This window comes from Proteus sp. CA142267 (assembly GCF_003336825.1).
In the GTDB taxonomy this organism is placed as follows: Bacteria; Pseudomonadota; Gammaproteobacteria; order Enterobacterales; family Enterobacteriaceae; genus Proteus; species Proteus terrae.
The window spans coordinates 187,372-211,225 of sequence record NZ_QPMG01000005.1 but is presented as its reverse complement, the minus strand read 5'-3'; the positions used below and the strand labels follow the sequence as shown (position 1 = coordinate 211,225).

18 protein-coding genes and 1 pseudogene are annotated in these 23,854 nt (G+C 37.9%); 9 read left to right on the top strand and 10 right to left on the bottom strand.

The features are described 5' to 3' along the window. Positions 1-121: 121 nt before the first annotated feature. From deoC to deoD, 4 genes are all read left to right on the top strand, one after another. Positions 122-901, top strand: a complete 780-nt coding sequence (deoC, locus tag C0T34_RS10980; RefSeq protein ID WP_064721106.1) for a deoxyribose-phosphate aldolase — start codon at positions 122-124, stop codon at positions 899-901. Positions 902-971: 70 nt separating this feature from the next. Further along, complete coding sequence (deoA, locus tag C0T34_RS10975) at positions 972-2,294, top strand: thymidine phosphorylase (RefSeq protein WP_098941893.1); 1,323 nt, start codon at positions 972-974, stop codon at positions 2,292-2,294. A 66-nt stretch (positions 2,295-2,360) separates the two neighbouring features. Continuing rightward, positions 2,361-3,587 (top strand): phosphopentomutase, encoded by a 1,227-nt coding sequence (gene deoB, locus C0T34_RS10970; RefSeq protein ID WP_109850172.1) that lies wholly within the window; start codon positions 2,361-2,363, stop codon positions 3,585-3,587. Between the two features lie 77 nt (positions 3,588-3,664). Continuing rightward, entirely contained in the window at positions 3,665-4,381 is a 717-nt protein-coding gene (deoD, locus tag C0T34_RS10965; RefSeq protein WP_036934279.1) for a purine-nucleoside phosphorylase, read from the top strand. Positions 4,382-4,463: 82 nt separating this feature from the next. On the opposite strand, the gene C0T34_RS10960 is transcribed toward deoD, so the two are convergent. Beyond that, positions 4,464-4,913: a hypothetical protein gene (locus C0T34_RS10960; RefSeq protein WP_098941895.1), complete on the bottom strand. Its 450-nt coding sequence runs from the start codon at positions 4,911-4,913 to the stop codon at positions 4,464-4,466. A 693-nt stretch (positions 4,914-5,606) separates the two neighbouring features. On the opposite strand from C0T34_RS10960, the gene C0T34_RS10955 reads away from it, so the two are divergent. Then, positions 5,607-7,343 (top strand): pyridoxal-dependent decarboxylase, encoded by a 1,737-nt coding sequence (locus C0T34_RS10955; protein ID WP_098941896.1) that lies wholly within the window; start codon positions 5,607-5,609, stop codon positions 7,341-7,343. Positions 7,344-7,439: 96 nt separating this feature from the next. Here the strand turns inward: C0T34_RS10955 and C0T34_RS10950 are convergent, their stop codons facing one another. From C0T34_RS10950 to C0T34_RS10935, 4 genes are all read right to left on the bottom strand, one after another. Further along, complete coding sequence (locus C0T34_RS10950) at positions 7,440-7,706, bottom strand: DksA/TraR family C4-type zinc finger protein (RefSeq protein WP_098941897.1); 267 nt, start codon at positions 7,704-7,706, stop codon at positions 7,440-7,442. Between the two features lie 159 nt (positions 7,707-7,865). Beyond that, the gene (locus tag C0T34_RS10945; protein WP_098941898.1) at positions 7,866-9,026 is read right to left on the bottom strand and encodes an MFS transporter; all 1,161 of its coding nucleotides are present in this window, start codon (positions 9,024-9,026) and stop codon (positions 7,866-7,868) included. Between the two features lie 27 nt (positions 9,027-9,053). Further along, positions 9,054-10,355, bottom strand: coding sequence for a hypothetical protein (locus C0T34_RS10940; RefSeq protein WP_109850171.1), 1,302 nt, complete (start codon positions 10,353-10,355; stop codon positions 9,054-9,056). Positions 10,356-10,394: 39 nt separating this feature from the next. Next, complete coding sequence (locus C0T34_RS10935) at positions 10,395-11,582, bottom strand: ROK family transcriptional regulator (RefSeq protein ID WP_235365298.1); 1,188 nt, start codon at positions 11,580-11,582, stop codon at positions 10,395-10,397. A 285-nt stretch (positions 11,583-11,867) separates the two neighbouring features. Here C0T34_RS10935 and C0T34_RS10930 point away from each other — a divergent pair, with 285 nt between their 5' ends. Then, positions 11,868-12,284: a Rap1a/Tai family immunity protein gene (locus tag C0T34_RS10930; RefSeq protein ID WP_098941900.1), complete on the top strand. Its 417-nt coding sequence runs from the start codon at positions 11,868-11,870 to the stop codon at positions 12,282-12,284. Between the two features lie 105 nt (positions 12,285-12,389). Here the strand turns inward: C0T34_RS10930 and pyk are convergent, their stop codons facing one another. Together pyk and C0T34_RS10920 are read right to left on the bottom strand one after the other, a co-directional pair. Next, positions 12,390-13,841: a pyruvate kinase gene (gene pyk / locus C0T34_RS10925; RefSeq protein ID WP_109850170.1), complete on the bottom strand. Its 1,452-nt coding sequence runs from the start codon at positions 13,839-13,841 to the stop codon at positions 12,390-12,392. A gap of 65 nt (positions 13,842-13,906) precedes the next feature. Further along, positions 13,907-15,244, bottom strand: coding sequence for an MFS transporter (locus tag C0T34_RS10920; protein ID WP_098941902.1), 1,338 nt, complete (start codon positions 15,242-15,244; stop codon positions 13,907-13,909). A gap of 312 nt (positions 15,245-15,556) precedes the next feature. On the opposite strand from C0T34_RS10920, the gene C0T34_RS10915 reads away from it, so the two are divergent. Genes C0T34_RS10915 through C0T34_RS10905 form a run of 3 tightly spaced genes read left to right on the top strand, consistent with a single transcriptional unit; the run spans position 15,557 to position 20,534 of the window. Next, complete coding sequence (locus tag C0T34_RS10915; RefSeq protein ID WP_098941903.1) at positions 15,557-16,846, top strand: ABC transporter substrate-binding protein; 1,290 nt, start codon at positions 15,557-15,559, stop codon at positions 16,844-16,846. Between the two features lie 57 nt (positions 16,847-16,903). Further along, positions 16,904-19,279 carry an ATP-binding protein gene (locus C0T34_RS10910; RefSeq protein WP_098941904.1) on the top strand — a complete coding sequence of 792 codons (2,376 nt, stop codon included), beginning with the start codon at positions 16,904-16,906 and terminating at the stop codon, positions 19,277-19,279. Continuing rightward, the gene (locus C0T34_RS10905) at positions 19,257-20,534 is read left to right on the top strand and encodes a sigma-54 dependent transcriptional regulator (RefSeq protein WP_098941905.1); all 1,278 of its coding nucleotides are present in this window, start codon (positions 19,257-19,259) and stop codon (positions 20,532-20,534) included. The genes C0T34_RS10910 and C0T34_RS10905 overlap by 23 nt, the downstream gene beginning before the upstream one ends. Positions 20,535-20,611: 77 nt before the next feature. Here the strand turns inward: C0T34_RS10905 and C0T34_RS10900 are convergent, their stop codons facing one another. The 3 genes and pseudogenes from C0T34_RS10900 to C0T34_RS10890 form a co-directional block, all read right to left on the bottom strand. Beyond that, positions 20,612-21,193 (bottom strand): common pilus major fimbrillin subunit EcpA, encoded by a 582-nt coding sequence (locus C0T34_RS10900; protein WP_109850169.1) that lies wholly within the window; start codon positions 21,191-21,193, stop codon positions 20,612-20,614. Positions 21,194-21,659: 466 nt separating this feature from the next. Beyond that, a complete protein-coding gene (locus C0T34_RS10895; protein ID WP_109850168.1) occupies positions 21,660-22,346 on the bottom strand; it encodes a fimbrial protein in 687 nt (228 codons plus the stop codon). A 254-nt stretch (positions 22,347-22,600) separates the two neighbouring features. Then, positions 22,601-22,882: pseudogene (locus tag C0T34_RS10890) on the bottom strand (TcfC E-set like domain-containing protein); the annotation flags it as partial. Positions 22,883-23,854 lie beyond the last annotated feature (972 nt).

Below are 23,854 nucleotides of genomic sequence, written 5' to 3'. Positions count from 1 at the left end.
GTCGTTGTAGTGCAAGTTACAACAACATCTTCAAGGAACCAAGTCCGCTCGCCAACAAATTTAATCGCTAACCTTAAGCGTACGCCCAAAAAGGGCTTGAGAAACATCGTTGGAGAGTTTTATGACAGATTTAACCGCTGCAGCGCGCCTTGCGCTGTCTTTGATGGATTTAACTACATTAAATGATGATGACACTGATGCAAAAGTGACTGCATTATGTCATCAGGCTAAAAGCCCAGAAGGCAATACAGCCGCTATTTGTATCTACCCACGTTTTATTCCATTAGCACGTAAAGTGTTACGTGAACAAGGTACTCCAGACGTCCGTATCGCAACCGTAACTAACTTCCCTCATGGTAATGATGATTTAGATATCGCATTAGCAGAAACCAACGCGGCATTAGCTTATGGCGCAGATGAGGTTGATGTAGTTTTCCCTTACCGTGCATTTATGGCAGGTAACGAGCAAATCGGTTTTGATATCGTTAAAGCATGTAAAGAAGCTTGTGCAGAAGCAGGTTCTTTACTGAAAGTAATTATTGAAACGGGTGAGCTGAAAGATCCTGCACTTATCCGTAAAGCATCTGAAATTTCAATCAAAGCAGGTGCTGACTTTATTAAAACTTCCACAGGTAAAGTACCTGTAAATGCAACACTGGAAAGCGCTGAGTTAATGATCCAAGTGATCCACGATATGGGTGTTGGCAAAGAAGTTGGTTTCAAACCCGCGGGTGGTGTACGTACCGCTGAAGAAGCTGCTCAATACCTTGCATTAGCTAACCGCATTATGGGTGACAACTGGGTTGATGCCCGTCACTTCCGCTTTGGCGCGTCAAGCCTGTTAGGTAATTTATTAGCCACTTTAGGTCATGGCGAACAAAAATCGTCTAGTGGTTACTAATCCATTCGTGAATTACGCCCACTATTCATTATTGTGGGCGTTACCAATGCTATAAAACCAGGAGGTTGCAGTGTTTCTTGCCCAAGAGATTATTCGTAAAAAGCGTGATGGTCATCCTTTAACTGAGGAAGAAATTCGTTTTTTCATTAATGGCGTCAGAGATAATACTGTTTCTGAAGGTCAAATTGCTGCATTAGCAATGACTATTTATTTCCACGATATGACAATGCCAGAGCGTGTTGCTTTGACATTAGCTATGCGTGATTCCGGTACAGTACTGAACTGGAAAAGCCTAAATTTAAACGGCCCCATCGTTGATAAACACTCAACGGGTGGTGTAGGCGATGTAACTTCACTGATGTTAGGGCCAATGGTTGCGGCTTGTGGTGGTTATGTTCCTATGATCTCTGGTCGTGGATTAGGCCATACAGGTGGAACATTAGATAAGCTTGAAGCAATTCCGAGCTTTGATATTTTCCCTGATGATGAGAAATTCCGCGACATTATTCGCAATGTCGGCGTTGCTATTATCGGACAGACTAATTCATTAGCACCTGCTGACAAACGCTTTTACGCTACCCGTGATATTACTGCTACAGTTGATTCAATCCCGCTTATCACTGCATCTATTTTAGGTAAAAAATTAGCTGAAGGCTTAGATGCATTAGTGATGGACGTTAAAGTGGGCTCAGGTGCCTTTATGCCGACTTATCAGAAATCTGAAGAGCTGGCTGAGTCAATTGTTCAAGTAGCAAATGGCGCAGGCTGTCAAACCACGGCACTGTTAACTGATATGAATGAAGTATTAGCTTCTAGTGCAGGTAATGCGGTTGAAGTTCGTGAAGCAGTTCAATTCTTAACAGGCGAATATCGTAATCCACGTCTATTTGAAGTCACTATGGCGCTGTGTGTTGAAATGTTAGTATCAGGCCGTTTAGCGGATGATCGTCAACAAGCTCGTCAAAAACTACAAGATGTGTTGGATAACGGTAAAGCGGCAGAAGTCTTTGGTCGTATGGTTGCAGCACAGAAAGGCCCATCTGATTTTGTTGAAAACTACAATAAATACCTGCCAACTGCGGTATTAAGTAAACCTGTATTCGCTGAGAAAGCAGGATTTATCACTGAAATGGATACGCGTGCATTAGGTATGTCAGTTGTGACATTAGGTGGTGGTCGTCGTAAAGCAACTGATGCTATTGATTATAGTGTTGGCTTAAGCGACATCGTAGCGCTTGGTGCTGAAATCAATACAGATACACCTTTAGCGATGATCCATGCTAACAGTGAAAAATCATGGCAAGAAGCTGCGGCTGAAGTCCGTAAAGCGATGGTAATTGGTGACAGCAAACGCGAAGCTTCACCAATGGTGTACCGCCAAATCAGCGAATAAGAACTCAATTACGATTTATAAGTGACATATCCGTGGTCTACGGAGAATGACACAGGAGAGAGAATTATGAAACGTGTACATATCATGGTATTAGATTCCTTCGGTATCGGTGCTGCCGGTGATGCGGAGAAATTCGGTGACCAAGGTTCAGACACTTTAGGGCATATCGCACAAGCGTTTGCTGACGGTAAAGCAGATAGAGAAGGTCGTAAAGGCCCTCTTCATTTACCTAATCTTTGCCGTTTAGGTTTAGGTAAAGCTGCGGAAGAATCAACAGGTAAATTCCCTATTGGTTTAGATAAAGACGCAGATATTATCGGAGCTTATGGCTACGCGAGTGAAATCTCTTCTGGTAAAGATACTCCGTCAGGCCACTGGGAAATTGCAGGTGTTCCTGTTCTGTTTGATTGGGGATACTTCAAAGAACTGAAAAATTCATTCCCACAAGAACTGTTAGAAAACATCGTTAAACGTGCAAAATTACCGGGTTATTTAGGTAACTGCCACGCATCTGGTACAGTCATTTTGGATGAACTGGGTGAAGAGCATATGAAAACTGGTAAGCCGATTTTCTATACCTCTGCTGACTCTGTATTCCAAATTGCATGTCATGAAGAAACTTACGGTTTAGATGAATTATATGAGCTGTGTGAATTTGCTCGTGATGAACTAAACAAAGGCGATTACAACATTGGCCGTGTTATTGCGCGTCCATTTATCGGCGATAAACCGGGTAACTTTGCTCGTACAGGTAACCGTCATGATTTAGCGGTTGAGCCACCAGCACCAACTATGTTGAAAAAACTGGTTGATGAAAAACAAGGCCACGTTGTTTCTATCGGTAAAATTGCTGACATCTACGCAAACGTAGGTATCACTAAAAAAGTGAAAGCAACGGGTATTAATGCCCTGTTTGATGCGACACTTGAAGAAATGAAACTCGCGGGTGACAACACAATTGTATTCACCAACTTTGTTGACTTTGACTCCTCTTACGGCCACCGTCGTGATGCTGTAGGTTACGGTGAAGCACTTGAGTTATTCGACCGTCGCTTACCAGAATTAATGGAACTGGTAAAAGAAGATGACATTCTTATCTTAACAGCAGACCACGGTTGTGACCCAACTTGGCCAGGTTCTGATCATACTCGTGAGCATATCCCTGTTCTTGTTTATGGTCCAAAAGTTAAACCAGGTTCATTAGGTCATCGTGAAACCTTCGCTGATATCGGCCAAACTGTTGTTAAATACTTCGGTTTATCTCCAGTCGATTACGGTAAAGCAATGTTTTAATTTTACTTCGGTAGGTATAGCAATATGCCTACCGAATTATATTTAAATAGTAAAAAGATCAATTAAAAGGAAGAATTATGGCTACCCCTCATATTAACGCAGAAATGGGCGATTTTGCTGATGTCGTTTTAATGCCGGGCGACCCGCTTCGTGCTAAATACATCGCTGAAACTTTTTTACAAGACGTGCGTCAGGTAAACAATGTTCGTGGTATGTTAGGTTTTACAGGTACGTATAAAGGCCGTAAAGTTTCTGTAATGGGTCACGGTATGGGTATTCCTTCCTGCTCAATTTACGCAAAAGAATTAATTACAGATTTCGGAGTGAAAGTTATCATCCGTGTTGGTTCATGTGGTGCAGTATTACCTGATGTTGAACTACGTGATGTTGTTATCGGTATGGGCGCATGTACTGACTCTAAAGTTAACCGTCTGCGTTTCAAAGACCAAGACTTCGCTGCTATCGCGGATTACCAATTAGTTCAAAATGCTGTTGATGCAGCAAAAGCGAAAGATATTAAAGTTCGCGTTGGTAATATCTTCTCTGCTGATCTGTTCTACTCTCCAGATCCAGAAATGTTTGATGTAATGGAAAAATACGGCATCCTAGGTGTTGAAATGGAAGCAGCAGGTATCTACGGTGTTGCAGCTGAATACGGCGCAAAAGCACTGACTATCTGTACTGTATCTGACCACATCAAAAAAGGTACACAGACTACAGCAGAAGAGCGTCAAACTACCTTTAATGAAATGATTGAAATTGCATTAGAATCTGTTCTGTTACTAGAAGATTAATCAATACATTTCGTTGCTTAAAAATAATAAAAACCCAATTTTTAAATTGGGTTTTTATATGTCTAATTAATAAAGCTAGAAACTAGGGAGCATAAATATACGTTTCTAAGTAAGGATCCATTTTGATGGCATAATTTTTGATATTATCCAAACTTGGTGATAACGGCTCTTTACACTCTTTCTTACTGATAATGTTATTGTCTTTATAAACAATAATGCCGTTAAAATTCCAACCTCTCCCTTCGCCGTCATAAACGACGTAGCTATAGTTTCCATTCTTAAAACGAACATAGGTCGATGCCCCTGCAACAAACATCTGATGCCCATAAAAGACATTATTATTAGGTTGTTGAGGTACTGGTAGTGTTATCTCTGTTTTAGCAAGTGTGCCATAACGATAAACAGGAGGCTTTCCATGTTCAACGAACACGCTGACATACTTACCATTTTCAAGTTGGCAGGTAAATTCTTCAGCATGGATACTTGCGGATAATAATACGAATACAGCAGCAACAGCGATATGTGCTTTCATATTTTGTTCTCCGTTAATTACCTACTCTATTACCTTAAGTATCGGCAAAGAACACAAAATATGTAGAGTAAATATTCTGATTGTTTAGTTAAGTTACTAATTTTCATTCTAACCAATATTTGCGTTATTGACAGAACAATCAACTGTGATAATTTCACTGTTTATATTTTTATTGGGCACTATCTATGAACTTAGTCTTAATCAATATTTTGTACCTAATTATGGTTAAAATTAGAATTAATTTGCTGATTATGAAAAATATAGTAGTGTTTTCGTTTGATTTTATTCGTTGTAATTAAATTAAATGTAATTTTTGCTGTACCAATTGTGGAAATAACAGATTAATTCAATTAATTAAATTAAGAATTAAGCAATATCAGTTGGTTAGCTTGTTATTATTATATTTTGATTATATTTCAAATAGTTAATAGTATTGCAGATGATTATTTTTGTTTATAGCATTATTTTCACTGTGATGTCAGTCACATAAGCATATAAATGAAATAATAGCATCTGTAAATTTAACTTTCCGAAGATTTCTATTGTATTGATATTAAATAATATATTTTGTTTTATGTGGTTGCTAACAGAATCTATGTAATCGCATGAAGCACTAACTAATTTAATTAGAAAATGTATAGTATTGCTATGCAATCAATTTAAATTTTTGTCGGTTTCTATTTGGAGAATATAGTGAAAAATCAAGATTTATTAGGTCTATCTTCTGCTAACATTCTGAATGAGGAATTTGAGAAGAAATACCACGACGTTATTGCTCACTTTTTCAGCCGAGATCCGAAGTATTGGCCGATATTTCAGGATAAAACAATCCAATCGATTACACAGTTTAGAAAAACAACAGCTAATGATAATGACCAATTACGGCGTTACTCAAATGGGCAACAGCTATTCGATCGTTTAATGGCGGATACACAAATCCAGCAAAACATTAATTACCCAGAAAATGATCCTAATGAGCTACTTATGTTAGTTTCAACACTGTGTAAAAACTGGGAAAACCCATTAGCGGTTGAAAACGTTATTGCAATGCCAAGTGATCCGGGTGTTTATGGTTCAATCTTAGGGTTAATGGGCAACCCTAACATGGTGTATTGTGAATATTCAGGTGTCGCTGATGCGTTAGAAAAAGTGACAATCAAAAAAGTCGCCAAATTGGTTGGTTACGATCCTGAAGTTGCATCTGGTGTGTTCACTCAAGGTGGCACCATGTGTAACTTATATGGTTATCTATTTGGTTTACGCAAATCTATGCCGAATTCTAAACATTTAGGTATGGCAGCAGATCAAGATTATCGCATCATTAACTCTCAGGGTGGTCACTACTCAAATATGACTAACCTTGCACTGTTAGGCGTTGATGTTGATAACAAAACCATCCGTATTAAAGTCTCTGAAGATAACACCATTAATTTAGAACACTTAGAACGTGAACTAAGAGCGTGCTTTACTGTTAAGTGCAAAGTGCCAACGATCATGTTAACCACCGGAACAACAGATACCTTTGGTGTGGATGATGTGAAAGGTGTTTGTGAGTTACGTGACCGTTTATGTGAAGAGTTCGAGATCCCTGTTAAGCCACATGTACACGTAGATGCCGCAGTGGGCTGGCCGATTATCTTCTTCTTAGAATATGATTTTAGCAGTAACCCACTGGCAATTAACGATGTCACTTTAGAAGGTTTACGTCAGAACGTAGAGAAATTTAAACATCTGAAATATGCCGACTCTATCACTATCGACTTCCACAAATGGGGCTATGTTCCTTACACCTCAAGTTTAGTGCTGGTGAAAAACGGTAACGACTTCGTTGCACTGGAAAACGATCCTGAAAACTTCACCTATTTTGAGCATGAGTTAGAAGGGCAAACTCACTTACAATCTACTATTGAATGTACACGTAGTGGTGTGGGTATTTTTGGCGCTTATTCTGCAATGCATTATATGGGAATTGAGGGTTATCAAACCATTATTGCTCACTGCCTACAAAACGCGAACTACATGCGCCACCAACTATTAGAGATGGGTAACGCAAAAGTCATCGTTCCTCAAAACCAAGGGCCAAGTGTTGGTTTTAAACTGTATGATCCTAATTTAGTAAAAGATCCTAACGTTGCCTTTGATTTAGAACTGACATGTTCTACTGATAAAGAAGCGTATGACTTTATGGTTCATAACACACAGTGGCATAGAAAACTTTTCTTACAGCGTGGTAGAGAAGGGTTGTTTACTAACTGGGTGGATTCTATTGCCTGCTCTAAATATGCGAAAAATAACCGTTATGTTTATCTTCCGGGTGAAAAAGCAGTATTTATGAACCCAAATACTGAACGTGCGCATATTGATAATTTTATGAAGATTTTAACTGAAATGAGTCAAAATCTGAGCTCGAAGAAAGTGGCAAAAATTTAATCAAATTATTGTCTGATTAAATAAAACAAACTGTACTTTAATAGAGGAAACTCATATTAAGGTACAGTTTTTGTTTTATGGGATAATAGTTGCAGATTATCTGAGTTGGCTATCTTTACTACCACGACGATTATACCCACTAAACGCATTATTCTTTTTATCGAACGCTTCTTGGCAATTTAAACAATAACGTACACCAGGAACGGCTTTTTGCCGAGCTGGAGAGATTGGCTCACCACATTCATCACAAAACTCTGCACTTTCACCTTGTGCCATTTGATTGCGAGCTCTTGCAATTGCATCATCAATGGTGGCATCTATTTGCTCTTGAACTGCACTATCATTAGCCCATCCACTTGCCATTATATTCTCCTATTTTAACAGTGAATATGAATACTATTATTAGGGCGCTGTTGAAAAAATCAACAGAGTAAAAGAGAAAATAGATTGCGAAGATAGGCTGATAGAAATAAAAACCCCCTCATAAAGAGGGGGAAATTTCAGAGGCATAATACGTCGTTGTTATTGTTTTTTTTCTCTAATAAACAGAGAAATGATAAAGAAGAGGGCGACGAATACGATAATTAGGTTAAAGCCAACAAAAACATTATAGCTTTCTGAAACCTGGCCGATTAATGAACCTGCTAACGCACCGCCCAATCCTGAAGCTACATAAATAAGTCCCATCACCGAGCCACTTTTACTGGTTAATTTTGTGGCAACCGCTGCGGCTGTTGGAAATAGCACAGATAATGCAAAACCAAATACCATAAATAGATAAACAACATCTTGCACAAAGATACGACTAACGATAATGGCGATAAGCGAGAACAGTGAAAATAAAATCAATGTTTTGCGATCACCCAGTGCAAGGTTAATAAAGCCACCAATAAAGCGACCGATAGTAAATAAGAATGCAAAACTAGAAATAACATAAGCGGCGGTTTCTGCTTTTTGTGCATTACTCATATTCCCAATATCCATAGAAGTATAGAAAATAGGGAAGAAGTTTAAGAACGCAGCTTCGGCTGCTACATATAAAGTGATAAATAAAATAACCAGCAACAGTGATTTTTGTGTCAGCAACTCTAAAAAGTCACTGAATTTCATATCAACTTGTGCGCTACTTTCTATTTTTAACGTACTTAATACTAAAATAATTACAGCAACAATAACGGCAACACCAACATAAAAGGTACGCCATGAAATAGAGTGTGAGAATAAATATTGTAAAATAAGAGGCGTAACAATCATCCCTACACCAAACATGGCGTTAGAGACGTTAAACATCATTCCTGCTTTCTCTTTATAGAAAGTTGGAATAACCGTAACGATAGAGACAAGCATTGAGCCAATCCCTAAACCAATAACCAGATAAAAGCCAAAAAATAGCATCACGTTGAAAGCAAGGCTGGTTCCTGTTAAACCAACAGCCATCATTAATGAGCCAATAAACATCATGACTTTTAACCCTTTCTTATCGGTAAAATAGCCCGTTAATAAACTGGCGACTAAAAAGCCGATTTGGAAAAAGGTAATTAATGAGCCGACTTGGCTCATATTTAATGAAATATCATGTTGAACTTGTTCGAGAATAAGCCCTTTTGTATTTTGAATGCCACCGAGTAAAAACATCGTGACAAACAGAAGGAAAAAGACTTTCCATTTTTGTTGTTTAGCCATAATTTGATCCTGATTTTCCGCGGTGTATTATTCTTTAATTGTGTTGTTGTTATAAGCGTTATTATTAGGTGTATTGTGTTCACCAATCGCATCAAATAATTCTTGAGTCGCCCATCCATAGCAATAATAAAGTAAGTCATCACAAGCACTTTCTTCTGCGGCAATAACAGCTTCAATTAATTGAGAGGCAGGTAAATTCCACATTTGAATACCGCTATAAATAAAGGTATTTGGCTGTGAAAGCTGGCAAACTTTATTATTTTGTTCAGCAACAAAGTGAATAGGGAACCCCTGCTGTTTAAAGGTTTCATATGAAATATCATAAGGTAATTCAAATAAACGTTTAAACGCAGTGAATGCCCGCTCTTGGCTTTCACTATCATGAGCAAAATGATTAATTAATCCTTGAACATCCGCACCACCCCCTAATTTGTGATAAGGGAAATGCTTAAGTGTTGATGAATAACGCGTTAATTCATGATAGTTCTGACCTAAGATCCAGCTGTAAGCCGGTGGCCACAAATCGAGCCATAATTTAATTCCACCCGCCGTTTGTTTGGCATCAGACAGTAATTTCTCAACCAACTGAGTCACACTTTGTTGGCGAAATAGTTGCCATGCTTTTAACAAAGGCTCCTCTTTTAATGCTGTAACAGGTGTTTCAAAATCCCCTTGTTTTAATGAATCCGCTAAAGCCGTGAGGCGATGTTTGATTTCATTAACAGGTAAGCCTTGCTGCACCATTTTCTTTTCACAGTGAGGGCAAAAACAGGTAAATAATCCCGCTGGATTGACTTCTTTACCTGCCCAATCAGGGAAACGAATGCGGTCAATTAGAAAGGTGTCATAACCGTAGTTTTGTTTTAATGCTGTGAATGTCTTTTGCCATAATTGAGCAACATCAGGAGCATTAGGGCAGAGCCAATGTGCTTGTGGACGGCCTTTAAAATCGACAACCTGATTGTTTTCTACATCACCAATAAAATCGCCATTCAGAATATTTGCCCACGGAATGACTTTATATTTTCCACCATCGGTGGCTTTTTTTATCGTCATTAGTGGATCTGCACCCGCTAAAATAGTGGGATCGACCCGTTGGCTCAGACGAGGAAAATCAGTATGAGTATTGATATGTAGTGTACCTGTTCCCATAACTACATTATGAATAGGGTTATGAGGTAGATCGCCAACAGGGTAAGGGTTACGTTCAAAAATTGTATTAATTTCGACAAATAAATGCTCAACATGCTTCATACCGTCAAGGCGTTGAAGAATAGCGGGCATGCCTTCGTCTAAAATATCATGTGGATGAAGATGTATTCCTGCCATGAGTTGCTCCCATCTCGTTTAAAGACTTTTTTATTAGGGTTATCTCAATTGGATCTCGGGCATAAATTGAATTGATGGATAAACCGTGGCTAAGGCGAGAATAGCAATGCCATAAAGCGGGCCTTTTTCCCATAATTCAGAAAGCTCGATATTCACTTTGGTGTTAGCAAATAAATGTCTATCTAAATTTGCCTGAACACGCGGTAAAAAGGTGTCAGCAGAGCGAGTGAGCCCGCCTGTTAATACCACTTTTTCCAAATTTGCAATGGCGACTAAATTCATAATGCCGATAGCAAGATAATCAGCCATTTCTTCAACTAAGGATTGAGCAAGCGGATCGCCTTGTTGTGAGGCTTGAATAATCTCAATTGCACTAAGATTTTCCCCTCGTAAGTTTGCCATTCGCTCACTTAAACCTGAGCCAGAGCAGAAACTCTCAAAGCATCCTTTATTACGCCAATTGCGAAAGAGATGGTCACGAGCAAACATCATATAGCCGATTTCACCAGCTGCATTGTTTGCGCCACGAATAACTTTTCCATCCATTAGCAAAGCGGAGCCCAACCCTGTGCCGATCCCAATCAGCGCACAACTGTGTGTATGACGGCAACGGCCTTTCCACATTTCACCGACAAGTGCTGCACGAATATCATTTTCGAGTACAACGGGTACATTGAGTTTTTCTGTAAGCTGTTGTGCTAGAGGTAAATTATCCCACTGAGGTAAGTTAGGGGAGCCTTCTAGTACAACACCATTTTTGATATCGATGATCCCTGGTGTGGCGACACCGATAACATTGATCTTATGACGGTCTACGCCGCTTTTTTCGATCACATTTTCAATACTTTGTGCAAATTGCGTAATAAAGTAATCACGATCGTCAGTGTCAAAGGTAGGCTCTTGATATTCATACAACAATTCGGCATCTAAGTTAAAAACTGCATAAGCGATTTTGGTTCCACCTAAGTCAATGCTGACACCTAAACTATGTTGAGGATCGAAGTTAACTAAAATACCTTTTCTGCCTTGTCCTGCTGGTGAACTGACACCGCTCTCATAAACGATTTTTTCTTCAAGGAGATCGTTAATAATTTCAGACACCGTCGCTTTTGTAATTCCACTAATTTTGGCTATCTGAGCCCGTGACAAAGGACCTTGATGACGAATGACATTTAATACAAGCGAGGCATTCATTTGCCGTAATGTATTGGGTACGTTCGGTGTCACGTTACTACTCCATTTGTTTAGAAACAAAACTAAAAGATGTTTTTTTTATATAAAACCGTCTGTATTTGATAGTTATGCACCGTTTTATTTACTTTGTAAAGTATAAAACGACTAATTAGTTTAGAAACCATCCTAAATGCGTTTGTGATCACAATTTGATGAGCCTGATTTGCATAATGAGATCGTCCAAAAGATCTTCAATGTATATATTTGTTGCACATATTCTTAGAGTAATAAAACGACTAGAATGAAATCAATATCTATTGAACTAAAGAGAAAATTAGCATGAAAAAAGGAATGTTATTAAAAGGGTTAATAGGAATGTTATTGCTATTCCCACTGTATTCACAGGCAGTAACATTAAGCGGTTATCTTGAGGTAAAACGATTATTAGCTTTAGATCATCCTTCTAATAAACAACTAGAATCAGTGACACAAGCGTATTTAAACGGTATTGCGAATGGATTTAATTTTTATGCTGTTGCCGTAAAAATTGAGAATCAAAATAACGATGATTTTCGACCTCTTTATTGTCCGCCTCCGAAAGTAGAACAAAATGGCGATTTTATGGTTAAGCACATCGATGCTTATTTAGATAAAAATCCTGAAGTGAAGAAAAAACAAAAAGAAACGCCGTTGGAGTTAATTTATATTTTGGCATTACAAGATGCCTATCCTTGCCATGCTGATGGAAGTCTCTAAACGAAAAATAGCCACAGTCCCTGTGGCTAAAATGATTTTGGTGTGCTCTTTTTCTTGTTATTTACTTCAGGTTGCCTCTCTCATAAGCCCCTTGATGGAAGACACTCAAGCCGTTGCTACTTCAACTTGTTTTACAGGAACAAGATGGCAACAATCGCTTTCACCGGTTTTTTCAAAGGTTGATAAACGGGTGATTAAGAGTGAATTCATGTCTGTTAATAATCCCTCTGCTTGCAGTTTTTTCATGATGCTTTCATCACAGTCATTGTTGTTTTGGCGTTGATAAGCCACAGGCATTACACCACGTAATACAGTCAATTGACCAGCAAGCGCGGGATTATCCGTTAATGCGTATACGTTGTTGTTTGGCATAAAGCGTGACAATAAGGTCACTGATTTGCCGTTTTCTGTTAATGCGGCAACGCTTAAATGCTTGTCGTCATGAAAAGCCGTTGTGGCAGCAGCTAGCGCAATCCAACGCCCAGTTTGTGAATAGTAAGACGGTGATTGCCAAGGATTTTCAGCATTAGCCGCAAAAGAGCGCTCTGCGCCTTCAGCTACGCGTGCCATTGCACTAACAGCTTCCACTGGATATTTCCCTGCCGCCGTTTCAGCTGACAACATGACGGCATCTGTTCCATCACCGACCGCATTCGCAATATCCATAACTTCTGCACGAGTTGGCATTGGACTTTCAATCATTGATTCCATCATTTGGGTCGCCGTGATCACAGGGCAGCCTAATGCGCGACAGCGTGCAATCAATTGTTTTTGTGCGCCCGGTAAGCTGGCATCACCAATTTCTACAGCTAAATCGCCTCGTGCCACCATAATGACATCAGATGCTTTAATGATGTCGTCCATGTTTTCTTCACAAGAAACCACTTCTGCACGTTCAACTTTAGCAACGATTTTGGCGTGACTTCCTGCTGCAATCACTAAACCACGGGCATATTCAATATCTGCACCATTACGCGGGAATGAAACAGCGATATAGTCTGCTTGAATAGCGGCTGCTGTGTGTATGTCTTGCTTATCTTTGTCTGTTAATGCAGGTGCAGATAAACCACCACCGAGTAAGTTAATGCCTTTACGGTTAGATAATTTTCCACCAACAGTAACGACAGTCTCTATTTTATTATTATTGACAGCGCTGACTTGTAATTGAATATTGCCATCATCAAGTAAAAGAATATTCCCTGGTGTGACTTCTTGAACAAGTTGTGGGTAGTCCAAACCAACTTGTTGCTCGTCGCCTAATGTGCTGTCTAAATCTGCATTTAGAATAAAGCTATCGCCTTGTTTTAATTGAATTGAATCATTTTTAAAGTTAGCGATACGAATTTTCGGGCCCTGTAGGTCTGCTAAGATCCCGATAAATACACGATGTTTTTCTGCGACCTGACGGATAGTTGCGGCAGTGGCCTGATGCTGTTCGCGAGTACCATGTGAAAAATTTAAACGAAATACGTTAGCACCCGCCATAATCAGCTTTTCAATCATCTGTTCTGAACAGCTAGCTGGGCCAAGAGTCGCAACAATTTTTGTCTTACGCATAATGACATTCTCTTTTTAAAGAGGGATACCTAATGGTATCCCTTGATGACAACTTAATTAATTCATTAATCCATGGTAACTTTTTTCGCATTCCAGACTAGCGTCGCTAAAATCATGGAAACGATGGCAGAACCTATCCAGAAATACTGTACTGTGGTGAAGTCGTAATTAGTGATATCGCCTACTTGAGTCACTTTAATCAGTGATGCTGAAATCAGTTCTTGAGCGGATGCTGCAATGTAAGCAAACAGTCCGATAAAGCCTTTTACTGCACCTACTGCGTTTTTCGGCATCAGGTCACAAGCGGTTAAGCCTGCTAAGAACACAACCAGACCACCCATTGCAAAACCAATCATACTTAATGCAACAGCATCCATAACGCGGCTTTGTGGACCCCAGAACATCAGTGCAAAACCAGCGATGTTGGCGATACCGTAAATCAGTGTTGGAATATGACGGTTAGCGTTAAACAGTTTGTCAGAAGCCATACCCGCTAAGATTGCGCCGAAGAAACCAGCGATTGGGTAAGTAGACATTGCGAAACCTGCATCAATCAGTGAGTAACCTTTTGAACCTTGTAGGTAAAGAACTGCCCATGAACTGATTGCGTAGCGAGAGATATACATAGCCGCACATGCTGCCGCGATGATCCACACTGTTGGTTGTTTTAATACGAATAACTGAGCGCGACGAGTTTCTTTAGGATCACTTGATTTAACCGCTTCTGACTCTTCGCCATACGCAGTTGCTGGATCAGGTAAGCCATAAGTACGAGGACGGTCTTTTAAGATCATCAGTAAGATGATACCCGCAGCAATACCTGCGATACCGGCACCGATAAAACCTGCACGCCAGCCAAAGAAGCTCACTATGGTTGCAGTCAAGATCCATGTAATTGCTTCACCAATATTACGCGAGCCACCCCAGATGGAATAAACCGTACCGCGCTGTTTTGGTGAGAACCACTGGAAGATAGAGACACAAGAAGGTGCTGAACCGACAGATTGGAACCAACCGTTAATACCCCATAACAGGATAAAGAACAGGCTCGCCGTTGACATTCCCATGAAGATACAAACAAAGGAAGAGGCAATTAACGAGATGGACATAAAGCGTCCAATATTGGCATAATCTGACAAGAAGCCGTTAGAGAACTTACCAAATGCGTAGGTAAAGAAGAACGCAGAACCCATTAAACCGAGTTCAGCGGTGGTTACGATACCTGCATCCAGCATAGGTTTTTTCACCACACCGAGTGCCATACGAACCACATAGAACATGGCATAACCAAGAACAAGACCAAAGAAGACCTGCCATTGGTGCTTTTTATATATTGCGCGGATCTTTTCACTTGACGCTTCTATTAGCGGCAGATCCTTTCTGGTTTTAAAGAAACTTAGCATAGAGATGACTCCGAATATTATTCATGTCTGAAGCTGATTTTGGTTTTCAGAGCTGATGCTATTCATTTAGGTCATCTTGGTGCAAAAGAGGGAATTTGAGTCATCGATGACACATTCTGCTGAATCGGTGAGTCAAATTTGTAACATCGCTATTAGGCGTTGGTTTAAAAATGAGTGAAGATATCGCTGTATCATTGTTGTAAATGGGTCACTAAGGACTCATTAGCTCAAAATAATAAATATTGCTAAATATCAGAAGTTTGAAGTTCGACACATTTTTATGTTTATTCAAAACAAAACCAGGGGTATGTCATGAGAATAAAAATAACACTAAGCCTCGTCTGTTTATTGTTTAGTTGGCTGTTTATCACACCAGTGCATAGTGATGAGCAGCCACTTGTTATACTGACGACACTTTCAGATACACCAATGCGACCACTTACTGAGGCCTTTAGTGCGCGTTATCCAGATACTAAGGTGCAAGTGGTTTATCGTCGCGTCGCGATTGCGACACGGATGATGAAACAATACCCAACACAGCCTGTTGATATTGTGATGTCGTCATCGGCTAACTTTTTCCATCATCTAGATAGAGAAGGGTTACTAGCGCGATTACCCGTCAAGTATGAAACGCCAAAATGGTTAACACGTCATAGTGATATCTTAAACGATAAGATAACTACGGTTGGCTATTCTGGCATTGGCATTATGAGTAATACACAATATCTACAAAAACTCGGTATTCCGGCACCTAAAAGTTGGGTTGATTTAAGTGATCCTATTTATCAAGGACACTTAACCATGACGACGCCGGCAAACTCTGGCACGATGCAATTGATGGTAGAAAATGTGCTACAAGAGTATGGCTGGGAGCGTGGATGGCAGATCTTACTCGAAACCAGTGGCAATTTATCTTCCATTTCCGCACGTAGTTCGCGTGTTAGTGATGCTATTGCCAGAGGCATTGTCGGCGCTGGGCCAATTATTGATAACTACGCTTTTAACCATCAAAAACGCTTTGATTTTGTCGAGTTTAGCTATTTTGATAAGTCGATTATTTTACCGGCTTATGTCGCCATTGTGGCAGAAAGCAGTAAAAGAGACACAGCCGCCAAATTTATCGCCTTTCTTTTATCGGATGAAGGACAAGAGATCATCTATAAAAGTGATATGGCAAAGATCCCATTAAGTAAAGAGATCTTACGTAATAACGATGAACTTGCTAATAACACGGAATTTATTTTAAACAGCAATGAAGCTTATCGTCGTAGTGAAGTCGTTAATGCGTTATTTGATCAAATGATCACCCATAACTTCCCATTAATGCGCCAAGTTTGGAATGATATCCATGAAGCAGAAAAACAAGAAAATAAAACCCCAGAACGCATTTCTGCGATTAGTAAAGCTCGAAAAATAGCAAGTTCGGTGCTTATTAGCGAAAAAGAGGCTAATTCACCAACATTACAAGCATTATTTATGAAAGAAGCCGATCAGCGAGAGTACTCTGATCAAGCGTTAGCTGTGTTGTATCAATGGCGTACATTAGAAGCTGAAAGGCTTGAACAGGCATTGGTTTTATTGAAAGAGACAAAATCACCCTAACCGCCTTGTGGTTCAAATATACAGCAGGAAGCGCTGTTTTTATGAAAGGTATTACGGATGAAATTATTAGTGCCTAAACAATTTGGCAAACTAGGTAGACGCCTGTATATGGCGTTTATCTTTAGTTCTTTACTCACCTTATTGATTGGTGTGGTTATCTTTTTTATGTGGGGAAAACTGGCGACACAAATTAATGCGTCAGTGGGAGGATCTCTACCGATGTTAACCACCAGCTACAACATGGAGCGTTATAGCACCAATTTACAAATGCTATTAAAAGAGCGAGAGCAGACACAGAGAAAATCAGTTTCAGAGCAACAACAACAGGAAATTCATCAGTTATTAGATAATTTGCGTGAGTTTCCTATAGAGCAAAAACCACAACGTGATTTTTATACTCAGCTTGTCGATGAGCTTTCAGAACTCATTAATAAACAAGATGTGTTACTGGATAAGCGGCGTGAATTAGAGAATCGTCTTGCTCAATTATTAGGGCAATTAGCGTGGATGCATGACGCCGTTGGCGAAGATATTAAACCACTACTTAATGAAATTGAGTGGCATGTCAGCCAAATGATTAATGAGAAAAATGTACAGGAAAATAGCTTACAGTTGTTATTAGAATCGACACTGTTACAAGAATTATTCACCACAGAAAATGAGTTAATCAGTTTAGTTGAGGAAATTGCGCATCAACGTTATAGCCGTGATATTGATGTCGCTTTCCACTATATTAGCGTTAAAATTGATGAAATTATCGCTTTAAATCAGAAGCTAAAAAGCTACCCGTCAACCATTGCTCATCGTCAGGTATTACAAGAGATTATCGCTATCACTCGTTATGACGGTGATATCTATCAGACACTGATTGATGATGTAGAAAACGAGAAAAAGCTCAAAGCATTAACCCCTGAATTAAATGAAAAATTATCACAGTTTGATAATGCGGTAAGAGGCAATGTTTTGGTCACGAGTGAAGCGCTAAACAAGCTTAATGATAATACCCGTAAGCTAATGGCAACGGGAAAAATCGTTATTGTTGTGATTATTATTGCATCACTATTGCTGAGTATTATTGTGATGAAAATCTTAATTGATAGAAGACTTATCGCAAGATTGAATAAACTCAGTGATGACTTAGCGCATGTTGCCAAAGGTAATTTAACGGAGCCTGTACTGATTGAAGGGCAAGATGAAATTGGTTTGTTAAGTCGGCGGCTTCGCCGATTTTGGCGTCAAATGAAAGAAGTTGAAACCAGTAATGCGTTAAATCTTATCAATAATACTGATGCGAGTTTAATTACCTGTCACCACGATGGCAGAATGGAAACGGTCAATCCAAGTGCGGCAATGTTATTGGGAACAGGAAAAGAGCAAAGTAATAAACCACTTTGGTTACTGTTTAGTGGTGAAGCGAGCACAATGCTTAAAGCGCAATTTAGCTCAAGCAGTCAACTTTATCGCTTAGGGCAAAGTGAATGCACTATTCGCATGGTAAAAGCAGGTGAGCCTCATTTCTTACAATTTAATATTCGAGAATATCCGCATAAAGATGAACATAAATATATTGTAACTATCACAGATATTACGCGCCAAGAGTTAAGCCGATTAGAGCTTCAACGGTTGGTGGCATTAAAAACACAAGATTTACAAGATAAAAACCAGCAATTAAATGAAGAGATGTTGCGCCGTGAACAGGCACAAAAACACTTAATTCAGACACAAGAAGAGCTAGTTCAAGCGGCTAAAATGGCGGTCGTAGGGCAGGCTATGACTAGTCTTGCGCATGAACTTAATCAGCCACTTTCTGCAATTAACACTTATCTGTACAGTGCAAAACTGACTATACAGATGGGAAAATACGATCAGTTACCTGATTCTATCGAACGTATTGAAAAGCTATGCGCACGAATGAATCGAATTATTACAGCATTACGTAATTTCTCACGTAAATCTTCGTCTGAAATTAGCTTTATTTCGGCGCCATTAAAAGAGTTGGTAGATAGCGCGATGGTGCTGGTGGAGTCTCGTTCTAAACGAGAGCAGTGCATCATTACGAATAATATTCCAGATGAATTAACCATTTGTGCAGATCCGACACAAATTGAGCAAGTCTTGGTTAATTTGTTTGTTAATGCGATGGATGCCATTGCAGGCGTTGGTGAAAGTCAGATCACGATTGATCTTTTATCTGTTGATCCTAAACGAAAATTAGTGGGGATCGCCGATAGTGGAAAAGGGTTTAATTCAGCCGTTTTACCAAAACTATTTACCCCATTTACAACCACAAAAGATGTGGGGCTTGGGTTAGGGTTATCCATTTGCCGTTCAATTATGCAACGGTTTGGTTATGAAATTTACTTGGCCTCTACATTAAATGGTGGCGCCATGGTTGTTTTGGAGTTTACAGATGACACAATCACACATGCCTGATATCGATGTTTTATTAATTGATGACGATGAAGATATTCTTGAATCTTATCGCCATTTACTCAATCTTGCGGGAATGGTTGCTAGAGTAACCGACTCACCAGAAAAAGCATTAAGCCTTTTAACACCTGCTTGGCAGGGTGCCGTTGTTCTTGATATCTATATGCCTGCAATGAATGGAATGGAAGTTTTAGAGCGTATTAAACAAATTGACGTTCGCATTCCGGTTATCATGATCACAGGGCATGGCGATATACCATTAGCGGTGGAAGCAGTAAAAAAAGGCGCTTATGATTTTATTGAAAAACCGATTAATCCGCCTGTTTTCTTAGAGCTAGTGGCAAAAGCGCATAAAGAGCGTCAATCTATTCTTTCTCTTAGAAATGCTGTAATAAGCACCACACAAGAGCGACTAGTCGGAGAGAGTGCGCAAATCACCGCGATCAGAGAGCAAGTACAACAAATTGCCGATATCGATAAAGACTTAATGATAGAAGGCGAGATGGGAACAGGGCGTCACCTTCTCGCTCAACTATTGCATGAATTAAGTCCGCATAGCGATAAAGCGATCCAAACTGTGGATTGCCAAAATTTATCTGATATCAAACAGGTTATTGCTCAAATTGAAACGGATGAAATAGGAACTCTGATTTTACGTTCTCCTTATGATTTATCCTCAGAAGCACAACGCTGGTTAAGTTCTTATCTGTTAGATATGGAACGCCAAGGAAAGCGTCATTTTAGAACGATTGCAATTTTAGAAAATAATACACAGCAATTGGTAACAGAAGGGCAATTAATTCCTGAATTCTATTACTATTTTTCACAAATTACTTTTTCATTGCCTCCGTTAAGTGCAAGACGCCCCGATATTATTCCGCTATTTAGAGCTTTTTTACGACAAAGTGCACAGCGACTTGGTATTGCGGTACCGAAAATTGATCGCAATTATCTTGATATTTTAAAGCGTTACGATTGGCCGGGTAATATTCGTGAGCTACGAAATGTTGCTGAATTATATGCGGTAGGCATTGTGAAAATGGTTGATAGTGAACAACATCGAGCCATTATCCCACCTGAAGGCCCTTTAGATAATTTAGTTGATGAATATGAACGTCGGTTAATTGAAGATGCATTATATTTATTTGCAGGGCGGGTGAGTGATGTGGCAGATTACTTGGGTATTCCACGTAAAAAGCTGTATTTACGAATGAAAAAACATGATCTCGATAAAGATAGCTATAAACCGAAGGTTTGATTTACACGCTATTAAATAACAAAGAAGCGCCATACTGGCGCTCTTTAACGGTTTTCTTTTAAGTCACAGCATTTGAATTATCTTGCCGCTAAAGTCACAAAGTCACCTGACCATTTGCTAGTAAATTCAATACGTAATACACCTTCCCATAAACCTTCAGGTAAGGATGTTGTTGGTTGTGTGCCATTTATCACATTAAAGAGAAATGCGCTTTGAAGGCTTTTTAGCTCACTTTTTTCTGTTGCTTTAGTTTCAACCACCAGCCCTTTATTTATTCCTTTTTGATTATCAAGGATAACTGTTTCTTGATGGCTTGATAGTGTTTTACCGTTCCAGTCTGTTTTGACCGTTAATACTGAATTATCAGCAGTATTTCTAAGCTCATTACTGATCACTTTTGATGTTAATTTAAAGTCTGTTGCGCCCTCAATATCTTTAACGGTGATATCAAATGTACCGTTTTGCTCATTAAAACGGTTATTTTCTGTGACTTCAAAACGTAAGGCATTTAAAGGGGTTACACCTAATTCACTTTGTGGTTTTTTTACTGCGGTTGCTTGCCAACTTGCGACTGTTTGTATTGATGAGGTATTAGCAAAGGCTACAGTTGCCGTAAAAGCTGTCATTAATAAGCTAAGTAAGACGTGATATTTTTTCATTATATATTCCTATAGGGTCTATCGATGTTAAGAGTAATATCGGCTAGAAAGTCTTTTTCATGAGTCTATAAATAAAATTTTGACTATCTAAAAACGACTACTCATTAGATAAATTATAGAGTAAGTTGAAAAAATATTTTATTTAAAACATCGAAAAAAAATAGGAATAAAATGTAATAAAAATAATTTTATCGTTAAAAATGTAAATTTGTTTATTATCAGTTAATTGTATTTGTTAGTGTATCTTTTTATGATTAATATTAAAAAGTTAAAAATGATAAATATGACAGAATATAAATTAATTTAATTAATTATGTATTTATAAAAGTTATATATTTAACAAGGTTATATTTTCTTTCAAATAAGAGGAAATAATAGGAAAGGTTATAAATTAAGTGGAATTACTTATTTTATAATAAAAAGGTAGCTGATTAGGCTACCTTTATATTTTTAATTAGCATTTAGGTTAGTTTTTCGCGCAGTTATTCTCTAATCCAATATAACGATCAAAAGCGATAATAAACTGTTTATGCTCTTTCTTTAGCCAAGGATGTTGGTAACTTTCACCGGGTAAGAGTTGTAATATTTTTGCATTTTCTTCGTCAGAATCGCACTGATCATTTAATAGTAATCGGAAGTAGGTATTGCCAGTATTTTTGATGGTGCCAGCAATATTATTGTGATCATAAGTGAATTTCATTTCGCGAGGGCGGATCACCATGACAGTATTTAACCCAACAGTAGGAACAACCAAAGGCTGTTTACTGTCTTCTTTGTAAGGTACTAAGTTAACAGGGGTTTCTTCAATAATAATACGGTAATAACGCTCTTTATCATCTTTAGCACCTTTATAAAATAATTTAAAAAATTCATGCTCATTTGGTAATAACACTTTTTGCAAAGGTGTATAAAGTATTTCACCATCATCTATGGGAAGTTGTTTTTCATCTTTTTCTTTTCCTCCCGGTTTTTCGATTTTATAAACATGAATTTTATAAAGATTGGTTCTGTCTGTATTATTAAGATAAGTGCGAGAGAAAAAGGTTTTATCAGATTCAAGGGTAAAAACTTCAGAACCAACATAAAGAGCATGAGCTGAAAATGTCAGTGTTGAAAGTGCTAATGTACTGATGAATTTTAATATTCTTTTCATTATATCTCTTTAATTAGCTTGTTTTAATAAATGATAATAATAAAGTCTATAATATCATCAATACAAAAATCATCATGTATTATGAATAATAAAACGGGTATAAACACTCAATTTATACCCGTTGCTTACTTCATCCTATTTTTAGTAAACATCTGTTCCAGACCATTCAGCAAATACATTGACATAACCGCTGGCTTCAACGACATCAATCCAGTCTTCACCTTCGATCGAGAAAAGAGAAGTACCTTCATTTTAAAGGTTTTATTTACGGTTTGAGTTTGTTTGGCGTGAACTTTACCATCAATCATCACTTCAACTTCAACTTGATAAATACCAAAAGGCAACGGGGCGGTATCGACTTCAAAGTTTCCCATTGGGAAACTTTGAATGCTTAATAACTTACCTTCACGATAAATACGCACTTCACCTGCGCTAGGTAAGAAAACAGTAATGGGAGTGAGTGAGAGTTGTGAATGATTAACTTTAGATGATGAGTTGTTACCATAAGTCATCCCGTAAACTTTACTGCTATTTAAAATTCCGTTGTTATTAAAATGTTCGATATTTACACCTTTTATGAGTCAAAGTAATGAACTATTTTTAATTTATTTTTCTTAAAATCTTATTAAGAGCTAAATATAAAAATGAAGTGTCTTTATTTGACTGTCATAATAGTGTTCTTTGGTATATAAACTAGCTTGGTATTTTTATAAAATGACTTAAATAAAAGGTAAATAAAAAGTTAATAAATGTTATTATCTCGGTTGTTGTGAGGTTGTTTTTTTATTTATGATAAAAGTCATTTTATTCCATAATTGATTATATTATAAAGAGTGCTCATTTAAAGAGTCTCATATTTTATCTTTATTTGTAATTTATTTTTAGTTCTTATTAAAAATAAATTATCGATATTTAAATATACTGTCAAAATTGGATTCTCTAAATTTTAAATAAATTAGAGAATATAATATAATTTCTCAATTGAGATGAATCTTAGGTGTTTTTGTGTATATATTGGGTTTATCGTGCCAGCAATATATAATATTTCTCATATAACTAAAAATGCATTATAAAAAACCAGTTGAGATTGTTTATCTGGTTTTTATGTTTAATTTACTTATTTAAAGTGTTAGTTGTGGTGGCTATCTTCTTTCCTAGATAATAATATCCAATCAATATTAAATTTTAGATTTAAAAACTTAAGTTGCTCTTTTAAAGATTTATTTCATTTGATAACTATCATTTGATTTTACTAATGGTATCATTTTTCGACTTTTGACTTAATTTACGCCTTTTGCGAGTATTTAATTGCAAAATAAGTAAAAGAACATAATTTAAATCTGTTTTTTTGCTTTAAATTTTTACTCTTACTTTCTGATTAAAGTTTATTACTTATTTATATGTCTAATTAAGATGTTTTTATTAATTAAGGAACTTAATTTTTAAAATATTTAAAACTGACGTTTAAAAAAGTGAATACGATTAATTTATTCCATAAATTAATTTGA

Bases quoted from the DNA above. Each gene is read 5' to 3' on its own strand.
- deoC (WP_064721106.1), top strand. From the start codon at position 122: ATGACAGATTTAACCGCTGCAGCGCGCCTTGCGCTGTCTTTGATGGAT.
- deoB (WP_109850172.1), top strand. From the start codon at position 2,361: ATGAAACGTGTACATATCATGGTATTAGATTCCTTCGGTATCGGTGCT.
- deoD (WP_036934279.1), top strand. From the start codon at position 3,665: ATGGCTACCCCTCATATTAACGCAGAAATGGGCGATTTTGCTGATGTC.
- C0T34_RS10960 (WP_098941895.1), bottom strand. From the start codon at position 4,913: ATGAAAGCACATATCGCTGTTGCTGCTGTATTCGTATTATTATCCGCA.
- C0T34_RS10950 (WP_098941897.1), bottom strand. From the start codon at position 7,706: ATGGCAAGTGGATGGGCTAATGATAGTGCAGTTCAAGAGCAAATAGAT.
- C0T34_RS10945 (WP_098941898.1), bottom strand. From the start codon at position 9,026: ATGGCTAAACAACAAAAATGGAAAGTCTTTTTCCTTCTGTTTGTCACG.
- C0T34_RS10940 (WP_109850171.1), bottom strand. From the start codon at position 10,355: ATGGCAGGAATACATCTTCATCCACATGATATTTTAGACGAAGGCATG.
- C0T34_RS10930 (WP_098941900.1), top strand. From the start codon at position 11,868: ATGAAAAAAGGAATGTTATTAAAAGGGTTAATAGGAATGTTATTGCTA.
- pyk (WP_109850170.1), bottom strand. From the start codon at position 13,841: ATGCGTAAGACAAAAATTGTTGCGACTCTTGGCCCAGCTAGCTGTTCA.
- C0T34_RS10920 (WP_098941902.1), bottom strand. From the start codon at position 15,244: ATGCTAAGTTTCTTTAAAACCAGAAAGGATCTGCCGCTAATAGAAGCG.
- C0T34_RS10915 (WP_098941903.1), top strand. From the start codon at position 15,557: ATGAGAATAAAAATAACACTAAGCCTCGTCTGTTTATTGTTTAGTTGG.
- C0T34_RS10910 (WP_098941904.1), top strand. From the start codon at position 16,904: ATGAAATTATTAGTGCCTAAACAATTTGGCAAACTAGGTAGACGCCTG.
- C0T34_RS10905 (WP_098941905.1), top strand. From the start codon at position 19,257: ATGACACAATCACACATGCCTGATATCGATGTTTTATTAATTGATGAC.
- C0T34_RS10900 (WP_109850169.1), bottom strand. From the start codon at position 21,193: ATGAAAAAATATCACGTCTTACTTAGCTTATTAATGACAGCTTTTACG.
- C0T34_RS10895 (WP_109850168.1), bottom strand. From the start codon at position 22,346: ATGAAAAGAATATTAAAATTCATCAGTACATTAGCACTTTCAACACTG.